At 50.1% G+C, this 18,673-nt stretch carries 18 protein-coding genes; 12 read left to right on the forward strand and 6 right to left on the reverse strand.

What is annotated here, in order from left to right:
• Window positions 1-63 precede the first annotated feature (63 nt).
• Window positions 64-1,197 (forward strand): molecular chaperone DnaJ, encoded by a 1,134-nt coding sequence (dnaJ, locus tag OGV77_RS10160; protein ID WP_008786151.1) that lies wholly within the window; start codon window positions 64-66, stop codon window positions 1,195-1,197.
• 232 nt (window positions 1,198-1,429) lie between these two features.
• Window positions 1,430-1,771 carry a phage holin family protein gene (locus OGV77_RS10165; RefSeq protein ID WP_080625745.1) on the forward strand — a complete coding sequence of 114 codons (342 nt, stop codon included), beginning with the start codon at window positions 1,430-1,432 and terminating at the stop codon, window positions 1,769-1,771.
• Between the two features lie 61 nt (window positions 1,772-1,832).
• On the opposite strand, the gene OGV77_RS10170 is transcribed toward OGV77_RS10165, so the two are convergent.
• Both OGV77_RS10170 and OGV77_RS10175 read right to left on the reverse strand, forming a co-directional pair.
• Window positions 1,833-2,366 (reverse strand): glycoside hydrolase family 108 protein, encoded by a 534-nt coding sequence (locus OGV77_RS10170; protein ID WP_043018364.1) that lies wholly within the window; start codon window positions 2,364-2,366, stop codon window positions 1,833-1,835.
• A 21-nt stretch (window positions 2,367-2,387) separates the two neighbouring features.
• Window positions 2,388-2,831 (reverse strand): winged helix-turn-helix domain-containing protein, encoded by a 444-nt coding sequence (locus tag OGV77_RS10175; protein ID WP_043018365.1) that lies wholly within the window; start codon window positions 2,829-2,831, stop codon window positions 2,388-2,390.
• Between the two features lie 379 nt (window positions 2,832-3,210).
• Here OGV77_RS10175 and OGV77_RS10180 point away from each other — a divergent pair, with 379 nt between their 5' ends.
• Complete coding sequence (locus OGV77_RS10180; RefSeq protein WP_087050994.1) at window positions 3,211-4,167, forward strand: LysR family transcriptional regulator; 957 nt, start codon at window positions 3,211-3,213, stop codon at window positions 4,165-4,167.
• Window positions 4,168-4,225: 58 nt separating this feature from the next.
• Here the strand turns inward: OGV77_RS10180 and OGV77_RS10185 are convergent, their stop codons facing one another.
• Window positions 4,226-4,672, reverse strand: a complete 447-nt coding sequence (locus OGV77_RS10185) for a winged helix-turn-helix domain-containing protein (protein ID WP_309295032.1) — start codon at window positions 4,670-4,672, stop codon at window positions 4,226-4,228.
• Between the two features lie 498 nt (window positions 4,673-5,170).
• Between OGV77_RS10185 and nhaA the strand changes: the two genes are divergently transcribed.
• Both nhaA and nhaR read left to right on the forward strand, forming a co-directional pair.
• Window positions 5,171-6,337, forward strand: a complete 1,167-nt coding sequence (gene nhaA / locus OGV77_RS10190) for a Na+/H+ antiporter NhaA (protein WP_286502654.1) — start codon at window positions 5,171-5,173, stop codon at window positions 6,335-6,337.
• Window positions 6,338-6,375: 38 nt separating this feature from the next.
• Window positions 6,376-7,269, forward strand: coding sequence for a transcriptional activator NhaR (gene nhaR / locus OGV77_RS10195; RefSeq protein WP_043018367.1), 894 nt, complete (start codon window positions 6,376-6,378; stop codon window positions 7,267-7,269).
• 54 nt (window positions 7,270-7,323) lie between these two features.
• Here the strand turns inward: nhaR and OGV77_RS10200 are convergent, their stop codons facing one another.
• The 3 genes from OGV77_RS10200 to rpsT form a co-directional block, all read right to left on the reverse strand.
• Entirely contained in the window at window positions 7,324-9,363 is a 2,040-nt protein-coding gene (locus tag OGV77_RS10200) for a glycoside hydrolase family 31 protein (protein ID WP_087050995.1), read from the reverse strand.
• Between the two features lie 35 nt (window positions 9,364-9,398).
• Window positions 9,399-10,772 (reverse strand): MFS transporter, encoded by a 1,374-nt coding sequence (locus OGV77_RS10205; protein ID WP_043018369.1) that lies wholly within the window; start codon window positions 10,770-10,772, stop codon window positions 9,399-9,401.
• Window positions 10,773-11,220: 448 nt separating this feature from the next.
• Entirely contained in the window at window positions 11,221-11,484 is a 264-nt protein-coding gene (gene rpsT / locus OGV77_RS10210; RefSeq protein WP_003018940.1) for a 30S ribosomal protein S20, read from the reverse strand.
• A 105-nt stretch (window positions 11,485-11,589) separates the two neighbouring features.
• Between rpsT and OGV77_RS10215 the strand changes: the two genes are divergently transcribed.
• The 7 genes from OGV77_RS10215 (at window position 11,590) to rihC (ending at window position 18,602) form a co-directional block, all read left to right on the forward strand.
• Window positions 11,590-11,805, forward strand: a complete 216-nt coding sequence (locus tag OGV77_RS10215) for a DUF2575 family protein (protein WP_072033398.1) — start codon at window positions 11,590-11,592, stop codon at window positions 11,803-11,805.
• A gap of 7 nt (window positions 11,806-11,812) precedes the next feature.
• Entirely contained in the window at window positions 11,813-12,751 is a 939-nt protein-coding gene (gene ribF / locus OGV77_RS10220) for a bifunctional riboflavin kinase/FAD synthetase (protein WP_003829725.1), read from the forward strand.
• A gap of 37 nt (window positions 12,752-12,788) precedes the next feature.
• Window positions 12,789-15,605, forward strand: a complete 2,817-nt coding sequence (gene ileS, locus OGV77_RS10225; protein ID WP_080625741.1) for an isoleucine--tRNA ligase — start codon at window positions 12,789-12,791, stop codon at window positions 15,603-15,605.
• Entirely contained in the window at window positions 15,605-16,102 is a 498-nt protein-coding gene (gene lspA / locus OGV77_RS10230; protein WP_003018932.1) for a signal peptidase II, read from the forward strand. The genes ileS and lspA overlap by 1 nt, the downstream gene beginning before the upstream one ends.
• Before the next feature lie 117 nt (window positions 16,103-16,219).
• Window positions 16,220-16,669: an FKBP-type peptidyl-prolyl cis-trans isomerase gene (gene fkpB, locus OGV77_RS10235; protein WP_003018929.1), complete on the forward strand. Its 450-nt coding sequence runs from the start codon at window positions 16,220-16,222 to the stop codon at window positions 16,667-16,669.
• A gap of 1 nt (window position 16,670) precedes the next feature.
• Window positions 16,671-17,621 carry a 4-hydroxy-3-methylbut-2-enyl diphosphate reductase gene (ispH, locus tag OGV77_RS10240; protein ID WP_087050996.1) on the forward strand — a complete coding sequence of 317 codons (951 nt, stop codon included), beginning with the start codon at window positions 16,671-16,673 and terminating at the stop codon, window positions 17,619-17,621.
• A gap of 66 nt (window positions 17,622-17,687) precedes the next feature.
• On the forward strand, window positions 17,688-18,602 hold the full coding sequence (rihC, locus tag OGV77_RS10245; protein ID WP_047406313.1) for a ribonucleoside hydrolase RihC: 915 nt from the start codon (window positions 17,688-17,690) through the stop codon (window positions 18,600-18,602).
• Window positions 18,603-18,673 lie beyond the last annotated feature (71 nt).

Genomic DNA, 18,673 nt, shown 5'->3' on the forward strand with positions numbered 1-18,673 from the left:
CTGGCACGGGCGAAGAGGTTTCCTCTCCGCCCGTGCACGCATGTTAGGGGCAGATAAAAAGAGATGGCTAAGCAAGACTATTACGAGATTTTAGGCGTTTCCAAATCAGCGGAAGAGCGTGAAATCAAAAAGGCCTACAAGCGCCTGGCCATGAAATATCACCCGGACCGCAACCAGGGTGATAAAGAGGCCGAAGCCAAGTTTAAAGAGATCAAAGAAGCGTACGAGATCCTGACCGATGCGCAAAAACGTGCGGCTTACGATCAGTACGGCCATGCAGCGTTTGAGCAAGGCGGCATGGGCGGCGGCGGCGGTTTTGGCGGCGGGGCTGACTTCAGCGATATCTTTGGTGACGTGTTTGGCGATATCTTTGGCGGCGGTCGTGGTCGTCAGCGCGCCTCACGTGGTGCTGATTTACGTTACAACATGGATCTCACTCTGGAAGAAGCCGTGCGTGGCGTCACCAAAGAGATCCGTATTCCGACGCTGGAAGAGTGTGATGTCTGCCACGGCAGCGGTGCGAAGGCAGGGACTCAGCCGCAGACCTGTCCAACCTGTCACGGTTCCGGTCAGGTACAGATGCGTCAGGGCTTTTTTGCCGTACAGCAGACCTGTCCACACTGTCAGGGTCGCGGTACGCTGATCAAAGATCCGTGCAACAAATGCCACGGTCATGGTCGCGTTGAGAAAAGCAAAACGCTGTCCGTTAAGATCCCGGCAGGGGTTGATACCGGCGACCGTATTCGTTTAGCGGGTGAAGGTGAAGCCGGTGAACATGGTGCGCCAGCGGGTGATTTGTATGTTCAGGTGCAGGTGAAACAGCACCCAATTTTCGAACGTGAAGGCAATAACCTGTACTGCGAAGTACCGATTAACTTTGCGATGGCAGCGCTGGGCGGCGAAATTGAAGTCCCGACGTTGGACGGTCGCGTGAAGTTAAAAATTCCGGGCGAAACGCAAACTGGCAAACTTTTCCGCATGCGTGGAAAGGGCGTCAAGTCTGTACGCGGTGGCGCTCAGGGCGATCTGCTGTGCCGCGTGGTGGTTGAAACCCCAGTGGGCCTGAACGACAAGCAGAAGCAACTGCTCAAAGATCTGCAGGACAGCTTTGGCGGCCCGACCGGCGAGCAAAACAGTCCGCGCTCTAAAAGCTTCTTCGATGGTGTGAAGAAGTTCTTCGACGATCTGACGCGCTAAGCTTCAGTGTTGAACTCCTCTGAACCTGGGCAAATAGCCCAGGTTTTTTTATCCTCAACGTAATGCCTAATTCGCTATCGATTTTCATGCCTTAATGCCGTGCATGAGAAATATCATTTCTCTTCTTTGATACGCTGTGCTGACAGATGATGCACTGTGATTTTTCTCATCTTATTAATGCGCATAAACTCCAGCTGTAAACACTATTTCGCTAAAAACTGGAGTGTTAATCATGGCTATTTCAAATCATTTAGCTACGTCTGAAGTTGTGCTGCTGGAACTGGAAGTGTTAATGACGGTAATTGCAATTGGCGCCTGGGGAGGTGTAGTCAGCTTTCTGCTGAGAAAAGAAAATAGAGAAAAACGAAGTATTTTCGATAAAATCAGGTATTGCTTAACACAGATGGTTATTTCGTGTTTTACCAGCTTCCTGTTGAGTGCTCTGGCGATTGAAAAAGAGCTCAGCTTTAATATGGTGTTATTGGCCGCTGGCCTTGGTGGTGTCTTTGCTGGACCCATTCTGAAGGTTCTTGGAGATAAGATAAAACGTATGCTTGATAATGCGAAAGCTTAAATATTCTTTTATTCTTTAAGCAGGCTCCTCCATGAGCCGGGGGATAACATAATTGAGTATGTTATGAGACTCGATTTTTCATCCAGCCATAAATAAATTCTTCATTTTGTTGGTTTTTCTCGGCGAGACTCAGATACCAGGCCCCCTGGCTACAATTTAGCGCTTTCACCAATACCTCCTCACCTTCTTTGCCACGTACGGTCAGGTAATATTGCAGCGTTGCCATGGTGTATGGGCCGATTTTTCCGTCCACGACAATATCCTGATAGCTTCTCTCTTCTCGGTTGAGAACATTTAACCAGCGCTGTAACCATAAAACAGGATGATGTTGTCCAATGTTGACTGCCGCATCACATAGCTCAAATGCAATAGATTCGGATAGGTTTGCAACATCTTTAAACCCTGGTTTAATCCAGTAATCCTCTTCGAGGATAGCGTAGGCTTCGCTGCGAGTTAAATCTCGCATATCATTCAAGAACCCATGTTTACGGGCGGTTGCCTCAGTAATTCCCCAGTTGGTTGCACCACCTTTGTCTTTCGGGTTATCAACATAACCCCCTTCCAGTATCAAAATGTTCTCCAGAGTCTTATTCATGATGCGTTTTCCCCAATTGGCCTACATATATCTGACAAGTGCGAATGAAATTGTGAGCAATAAAGTGATTAGAAATATTGCCTGTAATGTTTTATTTTTTATTGCTGGTGAGGTATAGCTGGTTGGGGTATCATTGAAAGTGATATTAATATCATCATTAATTTTTAATCCTTGGCGTGGCAATGTTGTGAACAATTCGTCCAAACCAATTTGTTTTAAATCACGACGTAACAGATAAAGCAGTTGGGTCAGGCTGGCGTCACTGATAAATTTCCCTTTTTGCCCCCAGACGGCTTCTGTGACCATCTCGCGCGTAATCAGATCTCGCTTTGCATTGCGAAGCAAAAAGCTTAAGCATTGTGCCCGCATATGCGTCATTTTTATTATCGTTTTATCTTGTAATGATGTGATTTCTCGTAATGACTCATTATAAATAATCGTATCGTTGATTTTATACTGTTTCATTAATTTATTGCGCCTCACTAACATAATAAGAAAATACAGGTTATCAGTATTTAATATGCCGCCTGTAAATCCACTCGTTGGTTAATATCAGACTTTAGGCTAGATTAAGTCCTGAGTGTTGAGAAATCATTTATTGTTAATTTAGATAAACAACAATTGTGATAATGTTTTTATCTTTTTTTATTACGGTTGATGTGCGTTTTTTGTACATGCATTTACGCTATGAATCTTGATGGCGAGTCTGATACTTATAAAGTAGGTAATTACAATAGTATTGTTTATTTATAACTTGTTATCTGGTAATTTTATTGTAATAAATTATCCCCGAAGGTAATCTGTTGCCGCGATAAAATTTTCATATTGATACAGGGATACGTGAATGGTTGTTGGAAAGAAACATTACCAAAATCTTGATTTCAACCTGATTAAAGTATTTGATGCTGTTATCACGGAGGGAAATGCAACCCGGGCAGCTCAAAAATTGGAGGTGACGCCAGCGGCGGTTTCTCATGCTCTTGTCAGGCTGCACACCATCTATGACGAAGATCTCTTTATCAGAACCCGAGATGGTCTGGTGCCAACTGTGGCAGGAAAAGATTTGCACCAGGTGTTTCGGCAAGTTATTTCTGCTATCGATGCAACCCTCAATAGCCAACATCACGCCAAAGAAGATAATGAGATCATTATTTTAGGGGGTGATATTATTGAGAGTTACTACTTTTCTGTATTTAATGATTGCGATTTATTCAGTAATTATATTATTAACCACTACTCAGCCAGGAAAAATGAAAAAAACGCGTTAAGTACGATGCTGATAAAGGGACGGATCGATATTTCTTTTGGTCTCACAGCCATTGAACATCATTTGGTAGATGTTCATCTTATTGATTATATTGAAGACTATGTGTGCATATGTGGTAGTCATAATTTACTGTATGAGTTAGATGCACTGTCGCTGCATAATTTCTATGCCAGTAAACATGCAATGTATCATACGGATATCTTTACCCCAGCAGCGGCGGACGTGGTTGATTTGTATGAGAACACAGTTTTTTGCAAAGGACGCAGGAATGCGGGTTATCATAGTGATTCATTAGTTGGGGTTTTTAATGTTGTGGAACGAAGCGATATGATTGCGCTGGTACCTTTAAATTATGCTTTGTATTTTCGTGATGTCAGAAATTACAAAGTGAAAATTATGCGACCACCCAGTGAGTTTTCATTTAAAAAATTGCCTGTCTATGCCTGCATATCTGTTAAAAGTGAGCGTTATCAAGTAGCAAAAGATTTTATTCTATTACTGCAATCTATTCTTGATAAAAATAAAATGTCATGACATATCCCTATGTCCATTATGAGATGCCTGTTATAGGTTCTAATGATTGACCCAGTGATTAATGAATGAATATGAATGCCAGAACGGAGAAAATAATTAACACAGTAATAAATAGTATGTTTTTACACAACCGCTGATGAAGCCATAATTTTTTCACCGGTTTATTGATAATGATGTCAGCATTAACTTTTACACCTAGCCTCGGGATGGTAGAGAAAAAATCATGCAGACCACATTCTCTGAGATCTCTACGCAATAAATATAGTAGCTGAGTCAGGTTTGCGTCGTTCACAAACTGGCAGCGTTCTCCCCATAGAGCCTGCGCAAGCTGTTTCTTGTGAATAACTTCCTCGTGTGAATTTTGGATCATATATCTTAGACATCTTACCCTCATACTTGTCATTATTAATCTATCTGAGCTTTTCAGATTTTTGATTTCATGAGTTTTATCATCATAAGTACATTGATTGTTGATTGTATATATGGTCATGATTCTATTTACCATTGGTTTCCTGTGGGTTCTGCATCGTAGGCGGAGATTTTGTATTCTTCAATAGATGAGAATTGTCTGCACTATGAATTATTTTAATATAGAGCGTTTAATCACGGTTTATGGCGGGAGTTGAGCGTAGCTAATATTCTGTTTTTAGTGGAAGTTGTAATAAAAAGCAATTGCTGTGCTTTTAGTTGTCGTTATTGATTGTGCCAACTTGCCTATACTCTCTATGGCAAATGACCGATATTAAATATTATTAATAAATAGTCGATATCAAGAATAGGTTGATGTTCTGTTGAAACGACGCAGAGCTTCACAAACTCATGGCCAAGGCCAGGTGAGATTTGAAGCATGATCTCGCGCATTGTCCTGCCAGGCACGTTGCCTGAGCAATGAAGATATCATCGTAAAAACCGACCTATTCATCATGAATAATCTAATTTTAACGAGCTTTTTGAGGGTGTAAGATAGTATTTACGAAGTATTCACCCAATAGAGAGAATAAAAGTGAAACATCTGCATCGTTTTTTTAGTAGTGACGCCTCGGGGGGCATCATTCTGATCATCGCTGCCGTGGTCGCTATGCTGATGGCAAATATCGGGGTGACCAGTGGATGGTACCACGCCTTTCTGGAAACGCCCGTTCAACTAAGGGTTGGCGCGCTTGAGATCAACAAAAATATGCTGCTGTGGATCAACGACGCGTTGATGGCGGTGTTTTTCCTGTTGATTGGTCTGGAAGTGAAGCGCGAGTTGATGCAAGGTTCACTGGCCAGCCTGCGTCAGGCGGCGTTTCCGATCATTGCCGCAATCGGGGGCATGATTGTCCCGGCGCTGCTGTATCTGGCATTCAACTATGCCGACCCTGTCACCCGTGAGGGGTGGGCTATCCCGTCGGCAACGGATATCGCTTTTGCATTAGGCGTGCTGGCGCTGTTGGGCAGTCGTGTTCCACTGGCGTTGAAAATTTTCCTGATGGCGCTGGCGATTATCGATGACCTCGGCGCTATCGTCATCATCGCGCTGTTCTATACCAGCGATCTCTCGCTGTTGTCGCTGGGCGTAGCCGCGTGCGCGATCCTCGTTCTGGCGGCATTGAATCTGTGCGGTGTAAGACGCACCGGTATTTATATTCTGGTTGGCGTAGTGTTGTGGACGGCCGTACTGAAGTCAGGCGTGCATGCGACGCTGGCGGGCGTGATCGTCGGCTTCTTCATTCCGTTGAAGGAAAAACACGGGCGTTCACCGGCGAAGCGACTGGAGCATGTTCTGCACCCGTGGGTGGCATACCTGATCCTGCCGCTGTTTGCCTTCGCTAACGCGGGCGTTTCATTGCAGGGCGTTACTGTTGATGGACTGACCTCGGTGTTACCGCTGGGGATCATTGCCGGCCTGTTGATCGGCAAACCGCTGGGTATCAGCCTGTTTTGCTGGCTGGCGTTACGCCTTAAGGTGGCGCAATTGCCGGAGGGAACGAACTTCCAGCAAATTATGGCGGTCGGCATTCTGTGCGGCATTGGCTTTACGATGTCAATTTTCATCGCCAGCCTGGCGTTTGGGAACGTCGATCCTGAGCTGATTAACTGGGCGAAACTGGGGATCCTGATCGGTTCCTTGCTGTCGGCGGTAATAGGTTTCTGCTGGTTACGCACCCGGTTGAACGCGTCAGCCTGACGGGATAACCCTTTTGTGACAATTTTCAGGGAGTGAGTATGTCTCATATAAACTACAACCACCTGTACTACTTTTGGCATGTCTATAAAGAAGGTTCGGTGGTTGGCGCTGCAGAAGCGCTTTATCTGACGCCGCAAACCATTACCGGACAGATTAAAGCGCTTGAGGAACGTTTGCAGGGAAAGCTGTTCAAGCGCAAGGGGCGTGGGCTGGAGCCAAGCGAATTAGGCGAATTAGTTTTTCGTTATGCGGATAAGATGTTCACGTTAAGCCAGGAAATGCTGGATATCGTGAACTACCGCAAAGAGTCGAATTTACTGTTCGATGTCGGTGTGGCAGATGCGTTGTCCAAACAGCTGGTCAGCAGCGTGCTGGATGCCGCAGTTGTTGAAGATGAACAAATCCATTTGCGCTGTTTTGAATCAACGCACGAGATGCTGCTTGATCAGCTGAGCCAACATAAGCTGGATATGATCATCTCCGACTGCCCGATCGATTCAACGCAGCAGGAAGGGTTATTCTCTGTGCGGATTGGCGAATGCAGCGTGAGTTTTTGGTGCACCCAGCCGCTGCCTGAGAAACCATTCCCGGCTTGTCTGGAAGAGCGTCGATTGTTAATCCCCGGGCGTCGTTCGATGCTCGGGCGTAAGCTGCTGAACTGGATTAACTCACAAGGACTGAACGTTGAAATCCTCGGCGAGTTTGACGACGCCGCGCTGATGAAAGCGTTTGGCGCAACGCACAACGCTATATTTGTTGCGCCTACGCTCTATTCGCACAATTTCTATGCCGATGATTCTATTGTTGAAATTGGACGCGTAGAGAATGTGATGGAGGAGTATCACGCCATATTTGCGGAAAGAATGATCCAGCATCCGGCGGTGCAGCGTATTTGCAATGCGGACTACTCGGCATTATTTAAGCTGCAGTAAGCCAGAACGTCATAATCCTTCCGGCTGCGGTGGTTGCCCGCAGCCGGAATCAATCTACAGCCTTAACAAACCCCGGTACTGACCATCTTCGCGGATAAATACCGGTATTCTGTTCAGTGGTGCGGCATAGCGCAGCGTTTGCCCTCCAGAATAACTTTCGCCGGTCGCAAGATCCGTCCATGTTTCCCCTTCTGGTAGCCAAACGTCACGCTCGCGCATACCTTCATGCATGACCGGCGCAATCAGCAGGTCGGGGCCAAAACAGTATTGATCGGTAATCTCCCAACTTGTTGTCTGTTCTGGGAATTCAAAAAACAGGGTGCGCATTACCGGCGCATTGCGTTCGTGCGTTTCCGCCATTACCGCTTTGATGTACGGCTTTAACTTTTCACGCAACGTCAGACAGCCGGTCAACACTTCGCACACCTCTTCACCATAGCTCCACACTTCGTTCGCCGCACCGGTCGGACACTGGGCAATACCATCACGGTAAGGATGTTCTGGTAAAATCTGCGGATCGCGGTTGCCGTGCAGGCGCATCACCGGGCTAAAGACGCCCCACTGGAACCAGCGAATCAGCAACTCATGGAATTTGGGGTCGTGAATATTACCGCCATGAAAACCACCGATATCCGTTGTCCACCACGGTATCCCCGCGATCCCCATATTGAGTCCGGCGGCAAACTGATTGCGTAGCGATCGAAACGAAGAGTGAATATCACCGGACCAGACCAGCGCGCCATATTTCTGGCTGCCGGCCCAGGCGCAGCGCAGCAGGTTTATAACCTGGTCTTCGCCATCGGCTTTCATACCATCAAAAAAAGTTTTGGCGTACATTCGTGGGTAGATATTACCCACTTCCAGTACCGGCCCGGCGTAATAGCGATAGTTGTCGTAATCGTAAACGCTGAATTCAGGTTCGGCTTCATCTAGCCAGAAGAGCGTTACGCCTTTATCGTAATAGTTGCGCTTAGCTTTACCCCAGACGTAATCGCGCGCACCAGGATGGGTGGCGTCAAAAAACGTCGTGTTGCCGAGGAAATCCATATTGATCGGCAATCCGCGTTCCGTTTGCACCAGCCAGCCGTTTTCGCGCATCTCCCGATAGCTCTCGGTGCGATTATCCACCGTCGGCCAGACGGAGACCATCAGCTCAATACCCAGTGATTTTAGTTCGGCGATCATGGCGTCGGGATCGGGCCAGTCGCGCGGGTCAAACATCCAGTCACCCTGGTTAGGCCAGTGGAAGAAATCAATAACGATAACCGAGATGGGCAGGTTGCGTTGTTTATATTCGCGGGCGACCGCCAGCAGCTCTTCCTGGGTTCGATAGCGGAGTTTACACTGCCAGAAGCCCATGGCGTAATCCGGCATCATCGGCGGTGTGCCGGTAGCGAGCGCGTAAGCCTGGCTGATTTCCGCAGGGGTATCGCCAGCGGTGATCCAGTAGTCCAGTTGTTCGCTGACCTGAGCTTCCCATTCGGTTACGTTGTGAGCGAACGTTACGCGACCCACTGCCGGGTTGTTCCATAAAAATCCGTAGCCCAGGCTTGAGAGCATAAACGGTACAGAGGCCTGGGAGTTACGCTGTGCCAGTTCCAGAACGCATCCTTTGAGATCCAAATTGGCCTGCTGATACTGGCCCATGCCATAGATTTTTTCCCCTTCGGCGGCTTCGAAGCGGGCTTTAATCGAATATTTTCCTCCCGGAATAGGGCGGAACTCGCGTCCCTCCAGGTTTAGCGCGCTGACGTACTGCCCGTGTGAAGACTCGTCCTCGCCGATTTCACCCCGCAGACGCCAGAACTCCTGTAACAGAGGCTTGTGCGGATGGCGGTAAAAGGAGACCTGTCCTTTTTGATTGATGATAGCGGTGATTTTACCGTTGGTCAGCGTCGCCTGGTGGTGCTCATAAACTATGTGGCAGAGGCTTTCTGCGACGGGCTCATTCAATGCCCAGTCTTCATTTCTCATTACCGCGAGATGACGACCGCTGCGTACGCGCAGACTGTTCTCGCCCCAGGGTTCAATCCACAAATAGCGATCGTTTTGCTGCCAGACCAGACGACGCGGATCATGTTGCACAAATGGCATGGTGGTGCCTCCCGTATTTCGAGGGTGAAGGTAAGTTATTGGTTGATAGTTTCCAGATCGTGGCGAATCTTCTCTTCCATCGCTTCGTATTTACGGAAGAAAAGCAGCGGGATCGCCGCGAGAGCGAAGAGCAGGGCGGGCGCCCAGATAAAGGCCCAGGTAATTCCCTCCAGACCTGCAGCATTCTGGGCGTGGTTCGGAACATAGCCAAAACTGTTCATGATCCAGGCGGCGAATGCAGTACCCAAACCACTGCCCATCTTGATGCAAAAAGTACTGCCGAAGGCGATAAGAATGCCGGTAGCCTTGATACCCGTCTTCCATGCGCCGAAGTCGACGGCGAAGCCCAGCATGGCAAACGGCATTGAACAGGCGATACCGCTGCCTATATTGCCAAGAACCCAGGCGGCGATGAGGAAAGGAATGTTGTCCGCAGCCAGCCACATCATGACGCCGCCAAGCGTGGCGACCAGCAGACCACCTACCCATATCCAGGTTTTAGCGAGGTATTTGCTAAAGAAAGGAATGGCGATGATAAACAGGATCTGAATTGTCGCCAGGCTGTTAATCAGTGGAACCAGATCTTTGCGGTCGAGGTTGTAGGTCAGATAGTAGACAATGGTCGTGGAGCGCTGTTGTAGGGCAATCCAGAAGATCAAATTTGCCAGCACCATTAAGATCCATGGCCAGTTACCTTTCATCGCCGCGAAGCTTTTTTTCATCGGCAATCTGGGTTCTTGCTGAATTTTATCCGCATCCATTTCGCGGATATTTTTAAAGGCGAAAAGCGTTAACGAACAGGATATGACGGCAAACAAAATTGCCGTATAAATAAAACCTGCATGGTCGTTTCCATTACCTAAAAATGCAACCAGGGGCAACGCAGTGGCATTCATTAATAACACCCCAATTTGCCCGCCGGTCATTCTCCAGGAATTTAATACCAGACGCTCCTTAGGGGACAGGGTCATCAAGGGTAATATTGCGCTGAGAGGTGTGTTAAGTCCGGTAAATAGAATGCTGGCGATCATGTAGGATATTGCTGCATAGATGGCTTTTCCTGTCATACTGATATCAGGAGACCAAAATGACAGCGCGCTAAATACACCAAAAGGCAGCGGTAACCATAAAAACCAGGGGCGGCATTTACCGTAACGCGAACGCGTTTTATCGATGATGATCCCCCAGATGGGGGCGTCTATGCCGTCTACAATACGCGCCAGCAGTAGGATAACCCCGGCTACGGCGAGGCTGATACCCGCAACATCGGTGTAGAAATATAAGATGTAGGTTGAACCGAAACAGTACAGCAGATTACCCGCCACATCCAAAGAGCCGTAGCTAATACGCTGCAGTAAAGATAATGATGCTGACCCGCAAGACTGGGTATCCTCAATAACAGAACTCATAATGATAACTCCGATATTGGTGCGATACGCCCAGAAAAACAGCTTTTACTTTCTAAGCAGTAGGGTGTTTTTTATTTTTTGTTGCCAGGAAACGTTCACCTTTGGATTGAAATAGTGGTTAATTGGTTTTGTGAAAAATAGTTAACCCAGGCATCGCGATCAATTATCAAATCTTACTTCAGGATTGCGTTTATTCGTTTTTGACTAAGTTATTATGTCATTTGTTATGGTGGTCACAATTTCCCCTACAATGAAATTAAAAAAGTTAAACAGTGAAAGAAAATAATTTTCATGTCTCTGGTGGGACGGCTGGCTGACAGGAGAAACGGGCAGGAGTGGGGATGAACAAGTTCAGCAAATGAGGGGGCTGTCGAAGCGGGCTGCAAACGACAGACATAAAAAAACCCGCTTGCGCGGGTTTTTTCACAAAGCGACAACAAGCAGGCGATTAAGCCAGTTTGTTGATCTGTGCAGTCAGGTTTGCTTTATGACGTGCAGCTTTGTTTTTGTGGATCAGACCTTTAGCAGCCTGACGGTCCACGATTGGTTGCATTTCGTTAAATGCTTTCAGTGCAGTAGCTTTGTCGCCAGCTTCGATAGCTGCGTATACTTTCTTGATGAAAGTACGCATCATAGAGCGACGGCTAGCGTTGTGCTTGCGGGCCTTTTCAGACTGAACGGCGCGCTTCTTAGCTGATTTGATATTAGCCAAGGTCCAACTCCCAAATGTGTTCTATATGGACAATTCAAAGGCCGAGGAATATGCCCTTTTAGCCTTCTTTTGTCAATGGATTTGTGCAAATAAGCGCCGTTTAAATTGCAGCACTCGTTGCGTAGTGATGGCGCAGGATTCTACCAGCTTGCGTGGCGTGAATACAGCTTTTCCACGAGAAAAATTGCATTAGCGTGCCGCAGAAGGTCTGCAATTTGTTTCATAACAATGAAAACAATCCTCTTTCTGTTTCGTAGAAACAATCGCCGGTTAACGTTGACCGCGGTACAGGGTATACTTTCACGATTTTCACTGTTTTGAGCCAGACATGAAGCTGATACGAGGCATACATAATCTCAGTCAGGCCCCGCATGGGTGTGTGCTGACTATTGGTAATTTCGACGGCGTGCACCGTGGCCACCGCGCGTTGCTGCAGGGCTTACGGGAAGAAGGACGCAAACGCAATTTACCGGTGATGGTGATGATTTTCGAGCCGCAGCCGCTTGAGCTGTTTGCGACGGACAAGTCACCTGCGCGCCTCACCCGCCTGCGGGAAAAACTGCGTTATCTGGCAGAGTGCGGCGTTGATTACGTGCTGTGCGTGCGTTTTGACAGGCGTTTCGCGGCATTAACGGCGCAGACCTTCATCAGCGATCTGCTGGTTAAGCGCCTTGGTGTACAATTTCTTGCCGTTGGCGATGATTTCCGTTTTGGCGCTAGCCGTGCGGGCGATTTCTTGTTATTACAGGAAGCGGGCGCTGAGTATGGTTTTGATATCACCAGCACCCAAACCTTCTGTGAAGGCGGTGTGCGCATTAGCAGCACCGCGGTACGTCAGGCGCTGGCAGAAGATAACCTGCAACTGGCCGAAAGCCTGCTTGGGCATCCTTTTACTATCTCAGGACGCGTCGTTCACGGTGATGAGTTAGGGCGCACCATCGGTTTTCCGACGGCAAATTTACCGCTTCGTCGCCAGGTTTCTCCAGTGAAAGGGGTTTATGCGGTTGAAGTGATGGGACTGGGTGACAAACCGTTGCCCGGCGTCGCCAATATCGGCACCCGCCCGACGGTAGCAGGGGTACGCCAACAGTTGGAAGTGCATCTATTGGACGTTGTAATGGACCTGTATGGTCGCCATATAGATGTAGTGCTGCGTAAAAAAATACGCAGCGAACAGCGATTTGCCTCGCTGGATGAACTAAAAGCGCAGATTGCGCGTGATGAGTTGACTGCCCGCGAATTTTTTGGGCTTACAAAACCGGCTTAATGCCTATACGAGTTTTAAATACGGAACCGAGAATCTGATGAGTGACTATAAATCAACCCTGAATTTGCCGGAAACAGGGTTCCCGATGCGCGGCGATCTCGCCAAGCGTGAACCGGGAATGCTGGCGCGTTGGACTGATGATGACCTGTACGGCATCATTCGTGCGGCCAAAAAAGGCAAAAAAACCTTCATTCTGCATGATGGCCCTCCTTATGCGAATGGCAGCATTCATATTGGTCACTCGGTTAACAAGATTCTGAAAGACATTATCGTGAAGTCCAAAGGACTCACGGGCTATGACTCGCCCTACGTTCCGGGCTGGGACTGCCACGGTCTGCCAATCGAGCTGAAAGTAGAGCAGGAATACGGCAAACCGGGCGAGAAGTTCACCGCCGCGGAGTTTCGCGCTAAATGCCGTGAATACGCTGCTACGCAGGTTGACGGTCAGCGTAAAGACTTTATCCGTCTTGGCGTGCTGGGCGACTGGTCACATCCGTACCTGACCATGGACTTCAAAACTGAAGCCAACATCATTCGCGCGCTGGGTAAAATCATCGGCAACGGTCACCTGCACAAAGGTGCGAAGCCGGTGCACTGGTGCGTTGACTGCCGTTCCGCGCTGGCGGAAGCGGAAGTTGAGTATTATGACAAAACCTCCCCGTCCATCGACGTGGCGTTCCACGCTGCCGATCAGGACGCGGTGAAAGCGAAATTTGGTGTTTCTGACGTCAACGGCCCGATCTCGCTGGTTATCTGGACCACCACCCCGTGGACGTTACCCGCGAACCGCGCAATTTCTCTGGCGCCTGATTTTGACTATGCGCTGGTGCAGATTGACGGGCAGGCCGTGATTCTGGCGAAGGATCTGGTTGAAAGCGTCATGCAGCGTATTGGCGTGACTGAATACACTGTTCTTGGCACGGTGAAAGGCGCTGAGCTGGAACTGCTGCGCTTTACCCATCCGTTTATGGGCTTTGACGTGCCGGCAATTCTTGGCGATCACGTTACGCTGGATGCGGGTACCGGTGCGGTCCATACCGCTGGCGGTCACGGTCCGGATGACTACGTCATCAGCCAGAAATACGGTCTGGAAATCGCTAACCCGGTTGGCCCGGACGGCGCATACCTGGCTGGTACCTATCCGGAACTGGACGGTGTGAACGTCTTTAAAGCTAACGACAAAATTGTTGCGCTGCTGAGTGAAAAAGGCGCGCTACTGCACGTTGAGAAGATGCAGCATAGCTATCCGTGCTGCTGGCGCCACAAGTCGCCGATCATCTTCCGCGCGACGCCGCAGTGGTTCGTCAGCATGGATCAGAAAGGTCTGCGTGCGCAGTCGCTGAAAGAGATCAAAGGCGTGCAGTGGATCCCTGACTGGGGTCAGGCGCGTATTGAATCGATGGTTGCCAACCGTCCTGACTGGTGTATCTCCCGTCAGCGTACGTGGGGTGTGCCGATGTCTCTGTTTGTTCACAAAGACACCGAAGAGCTGCATCCGCGCGCTGTCGAACTGATGGAAGAAGTCGCCAAACGCGTTGAAGTTGACGGCATTCAGGCGTGGTGGGATCTCGATCCGAAAGATATCCTCGGCGACGAAGCTGACCAGTATGTCAAAGTCCCGGATACGCTAGACGTGTGGTTCGACTCTGGTTCAACCCACTCATCCGTCGTGGACGTGCGCCCTGAGTTTGCAGGCCATGCGGCTGATATGTATCTGGAAGGCTCTGACCAGCACCGCGGCTGGTTCATGTCCTCTCTGATGATCTCCACCGCCATGAAAGGCAAAGCACCTTATCGCCAGGTACTGACCCACGGTTTCACCGTTGATGGTCAGGGCCGTAAGATGTCCAAGTCTATCGGTAACACTGTTTCTCCGCAGGATGTGATGAACAAACTGGGCGCGGATATTTTGCGTCTGTGGGTCGCTTCAACCGACTATACCGGTGAAATGGCCGTTTCTGACGAAATCCTGAAACGTGCTGCCGACAGCTATCGTCGTATCCGTAACACCGCGCGCTTCCTGCTGGCGAACCTGAACGGGTTCGATCCGGTAAAAGATATGGTGAAACCGGAAGAGATGGTGGTACTGGACAGGTGGGCGGTAGGTTGTGCGCAAGCGGCGCAGGAAGAGATCCTGAAAGCTTACGAAGCCTATGACTTCCACGAAGTGGTACAGCGTCTGATGCGCTTCTGCTCTGTAGAAATGGGTTCGTTCTACCTCGACATCATCAAAGACCGTCAGTACACCGCGAAAGCGGACAGTGTGGCGCGTCGTAGCTGCCAGACTGCGCTGTTCCATATTGCAGAAGCGCTGGTTCGCTGGATGGCGCCGATCATGTCCTTCACCGCCGATGAAATCTGGGGCTACCTGCCGGGCGATCGTGAGAAGTACGTCTTTACCGGGGAATGGTACGAAGGTCTGTTTGGTTTAGGTGAAACCGAAGCGATGAATGACGCCTACTGGGACGAGCTGCTGAAAGTGCGCGGCGAAGTGAACAAGGTCATCGAGCAGGCGCGTGCGGATAAGAAAGTCGGTGGTTCTCTGGAGGCGGCAGTGACCCTGTACGCTGAACCAGAACTGGCGGCGAAACTGACCGCGCTGGGCGAAGAGTTGCGTTTTGTTCTGCTGACCTCCGGTGCGACGGTTGCGGATTATGCAGCGGCTCCTGCTGATGCTCAGCAGAGCGAACTGCTCAAAGGTCTGAAAATCGTTCTCGGCAAAGCCGAAGGTGAGAAATGCCCGCGCTGCTGGCATTACACTACCGACGTCGGCCAGGTGGCGGAACACGCAGAAATCTGCGGACGCTGTGTCAGCAACATCGCCGGTGATGGCGAACAACGTAAGTTTGCCTGATGAGTAAGCCTCTTTGTTCAACAGGACTACGCTGGCTGTGGCTGGTGGTAGTCGTGCTGATTATCGATTTAGGCAGCAAATACCTGATCCTCCAGAACTTTGCTCTGGGGGATACGGTGTCGCTGTTTCCGTCGCTTAATCTGCACTACGCGCGTAACTATGGTGCGGCGTTTAGCTTCTTAGCTGACAGCGGCGGCTGGCAACGTTGGTTCTTTGCCGGTATCGCTATTGGTATCTGCGTTATCCTGATGGTGATGATGTATCGCTCGAAGGCAACGCAGAAGCTAAACAACATCGCGTATGCATTAATCATTGGCGGTGCGCTGGGCAACCTGTTCGACCGCCTGTGGCACGGCTTCGTGGTTGATATGATTGACTTTTACGTCGGCGACTGGCATTTCGCGACATTCAATCTGGCCGATACAGCTATCTGTATCGGGGCGGCATTGATTGTTCTCGAAGGCTTCCTGCCGTCGAAAGAGAAAAAAGCCGCATAAAAAAATGCCGGATGGCGCTATGCTAATCCGGCTTACAATATACTGCGATGCTTGTAGGCCCGGTAAGCGTAGCGCCACCGGGCAAACAGGCGGCAGCAATTTTAAAGAGCAACCTGCATGTCTAAATCAGTACAGAGTAACAGTGCGGTGCTGGTGCACTTCACCCTTAAGCTCGACGATGGCTCCACCGCAGAGTCAACCCGCAATAACGGCAAGCCTGCGCTGTTTCGCCTGGGCGACGGTTCTCTGTCTGAAGGACTGGAACAACACCTGCTGGGGTTAAAAGAAGGTGATAAAACCACTTTTGCTCTGGAACCGGATGCCGCCTTTGGCGTGTCAAGCCCGGACTTAATTCAGTATTTCTCGCGTCGGGAATTTATGGACGCGGGTGAGCCAGAAATTGGCGCTATCATGCTCTTTACCGCAATGGACGGCAGTGAGATGCCTGGCGTGATCCGCGAAATCAACGGTGACTCGATCACGGTTGATTTCAACCATCCGCTGGCCGGGCATACCGTTCATTTTGATATTGAAGTGCTGGAAGTCGAACCGGCACTGGAGGCGTAAAATGCAGATCCTGTTGGCCAACCCGCGCGGTTTTTGCGCTGGTGTAGACCGCGCTATCAGCATTGTGGAAAACGCGCTGGCTATTTACGGCGCGCCGATTTATGTCCGTCATGAAGTGGTGCATAACCGCTATGTGGTGGATAGCCTGCGCGAGCGCGGCGCTATTTTTATCGAGCAAATCAGCGAAGTGCCGGATGGTGCGATCCTGATTTTCTCCGCTCATGGCGTATCTCAGGCGGTACGTAACGAGGCCAAAGGCCGTGACCTCACGGTTTTCGACGCCACCTGTCCGTTAGTCACCAAAGTGCATATGGAAGTGGCGCGCGCCAGCCGTCGCGGTGAAGAGTCAATTCTGATTGGTCACGCCGGGCACCCGGAAGTCGAAGGCACGATGGGGCAGTACAGCAACCCGCAAGGGGGAATGTATCTGGTTGAATCACCGGAAGATGTACTGAAACTGAATGTGAAAAATGAAGGCAAATTATCCTTCATGACGCAGACCACGCTCTCCGTCGACGACACCTCTGACGTCATTGACGCGCTGCGCCAACGCTTCCCGAAAATTGTCGGGCCGCGCAAAGACGATATCTGTTATGCCACCACCAACCGTCAGGAAGCGGTTCGCGCGCTGGCGGAACAGGCTGATGTTGTGCTGGTGGTCGGCTCGAAAAACTCCTCTAACTCCAACCGTCTGGCTGAACTGGCCCAGCGAATGGGGAAAGCAGCGTATTTGATTGACGATGCGACCGACATCCAGGAAGCGTGGGTGAAAGAAGCTACGTGCGTAGGCGTGACGGCCGGAGCCTCGGCGCCGGATATCCTGGTGCAAAACGTGATTGCTCGTCTGCAAGAGCTTGGCGGTGGAGAAGCTATTCCGCTGGAAGGCCGTGAAGAAAACATTGTTTTCGAAGTACCGAAAGAGCTGCGTGTGGATGTTCGTGAAGTAGAGTAAGTCTTTCCGGTTACGATTATGAGAAGATGCCAGACTTAACGTCTGGCATTTTTTTATGGAGAAACCATGCGCTTACCGATCATTCTTGATACCGATCCCGGCATTGATGATGCCGCCGCTATTGCCGCCGCGCTGTTTGCCCCTGAGCTGGATCTGCAACTAATGACCACGGTAGCAGGCAATGTGTCGGTGGAAAAAACCACCCGTAATGCGTTGCAACTGCTGCACTTCTGGAATGCGGATGTTCCGCTGGCGCAGGGAGCATCGATGCCGCTGGTGCGACCGCTGCGTGATGCCGCTTCCGTACACGGCGAGTCCGGTATGGAAGGGTATGAGTTTGTCGAGCACGATCGCCAGGTGATGGCAAAACCCGCCTTCCAGGCGATTCGCGATGCACTGATGCATGCCCCGCAGCCCGTGACGCTGGTGGCGATTGGCCCGCTGACCAACATTGCGCTGCTGCTGACCCATTATCCTGAATGCGTATTCAACATTCAGCGTCTGGTGATTATGGGGGGGTCAGCCGGGCGCGGGAACTTCACGCCAAACGCCGAGTTTAATATTGCTATCGATCCCGAGGCTGCCGCGAAAGTTTTCCAGAGCGGGCTGGAGATTGTGATGTGTGGGTTGGATGTCACTAATCAGGCCATGCTCGCCCCAGACTATCTGGCGACGTTGCCTCAGCTTAACCAGACGGGAAAAATGCTGCACGCGTTGTTTAGCCATTACCGTAGCGGCAGCATGAATACGGGGCTGCGAATGCACGACCTGTGCGCTATTGCCTGGCTGGTGCGCCCGGAACTGTTTACCCTGCAGCCGTGCTTCGTGGCGGTTGAAACCCAGGGCGAATATACCTCGGGTACGACGGTGGTGGATATTGAAGGGCGTTTGGGTCATTCGGCAAATGCCCAGGTCGCGCTGGGCCTTGACGTTGAGGGGTTCCAGCAGTGGGTGGCAGAGGTGCTGGCGCTGGCGCCATGAGGCTGTGATCCGGCCCGCAATATGCAAACAGAATTAGCAGGTTAATCGATTAATCTGCTAATCTTACCCTG

Origin of the sequence: Citrobacter sp. Ce129 (genome assembly GCF_030334545.1) — a bacterium.
GTDB classification, from domain to species: Bacteria; Pseudomonadota; Gammaproteobacteria; order Enterobacterales; family Enterobacteriaceae; genus Citrobacter; species Citrobacter europaeus.

Coding starts and splice junctions, on each gene's coding strand:
- ribF (WP_003829725.1), top strand. CDS start 11,813: ATGAAGCTGATACGAGGCATACATAATCTCAGTCAGGCCCCGCATGGG.
- ileS (WP_080625741.1), top strand. CDS start 12,789: ATGAGTGACTATAAATCAACCCTGAATTTGCCGGAAACAGGGTTCCCG.
- OGV77_RS10180 (WP_087050994.1), top strand. CDS start 3,211: ATGGTTGTTGGAAAGAAACATTACCAAAATCTTGATTTCAACCTGATT.
- OGV77_RS10175 (WP_043018365.1), bottom strand. CDS start 2,831: ATGAAACAGTATAAAATCAACGATACGATTATTTATAATGAGTCATTA.
- dnaJ (WP_008786151.1), top strand. CDS start 64: ATGGCTAAGCAAGACTATTACGAGATTTTAGGCGTTTCCAAATCAGCG.
- nhaR (WP_043018367.1), top strand. CDS start 6,376: ATGTCTCATATAAACTACAACCACCTGTACTACTTTTGGCATGTCTAT.
- ispH (WP_087050996.1), top strand. CDS start 16,671: ATGCAGATCCTGTTGGCCAACCCGCGCGGTTTTTGCGCTGGTGTAGAC.
- OGV77_RS10170 (WP_043018364.1), bottom strand. CDS start 2,366: ATGAATAAGACTCTGGAGAACATTTTGATACTGGAAGGGGGTTATGTT.
- OGV77_RS10165 (WP_080625745.1), top strand. CDS start 1,430: ATGGCTATTTCAAATCATTTAGCTACGTCTGAAGTTGTGCTGCTGGAA.
- rihC (WP_047406313.1), top strand. CDS start 17,688: ATGCGCTTACCGATCATTCTTGATACCGATCCCGGCATTGATGATGCC.
- lspA (WP_003018932.1), top strand. CDS start 15,605: ATGAGTAAGCCTCTTTGTTCAACAGGACTACGCTGGCTGTGGCTGGTG.
- OGV77_RS10205 (WP_043018369.1), bottom strand. CDS start 10,772: ATGAGTTCTGTTATTGAGGATACCCAGTCTTGCGGGTCAGCATCATTA.
- fkpB (WP_003018929.1), top strand. CDS start 16,220: ATGTCTAAATCAGTACAGAGTAACAGTGCGGTGCTGGTGCACTTCACC.
- OGV77_RS10185 (WP_309295032.1), bottom strand. CDS start 4,672: ATGGTAAATAGAATCATGACCATATATACAATCAACAATCAATGTACT.
- OGV77_RS10200 (WP_087050995.1), bottom strand. CDS start 9,363: ATGCCATTTGTGCAACATGATCCGCGTCGTCTGGTCTGGCAGCAAAAC.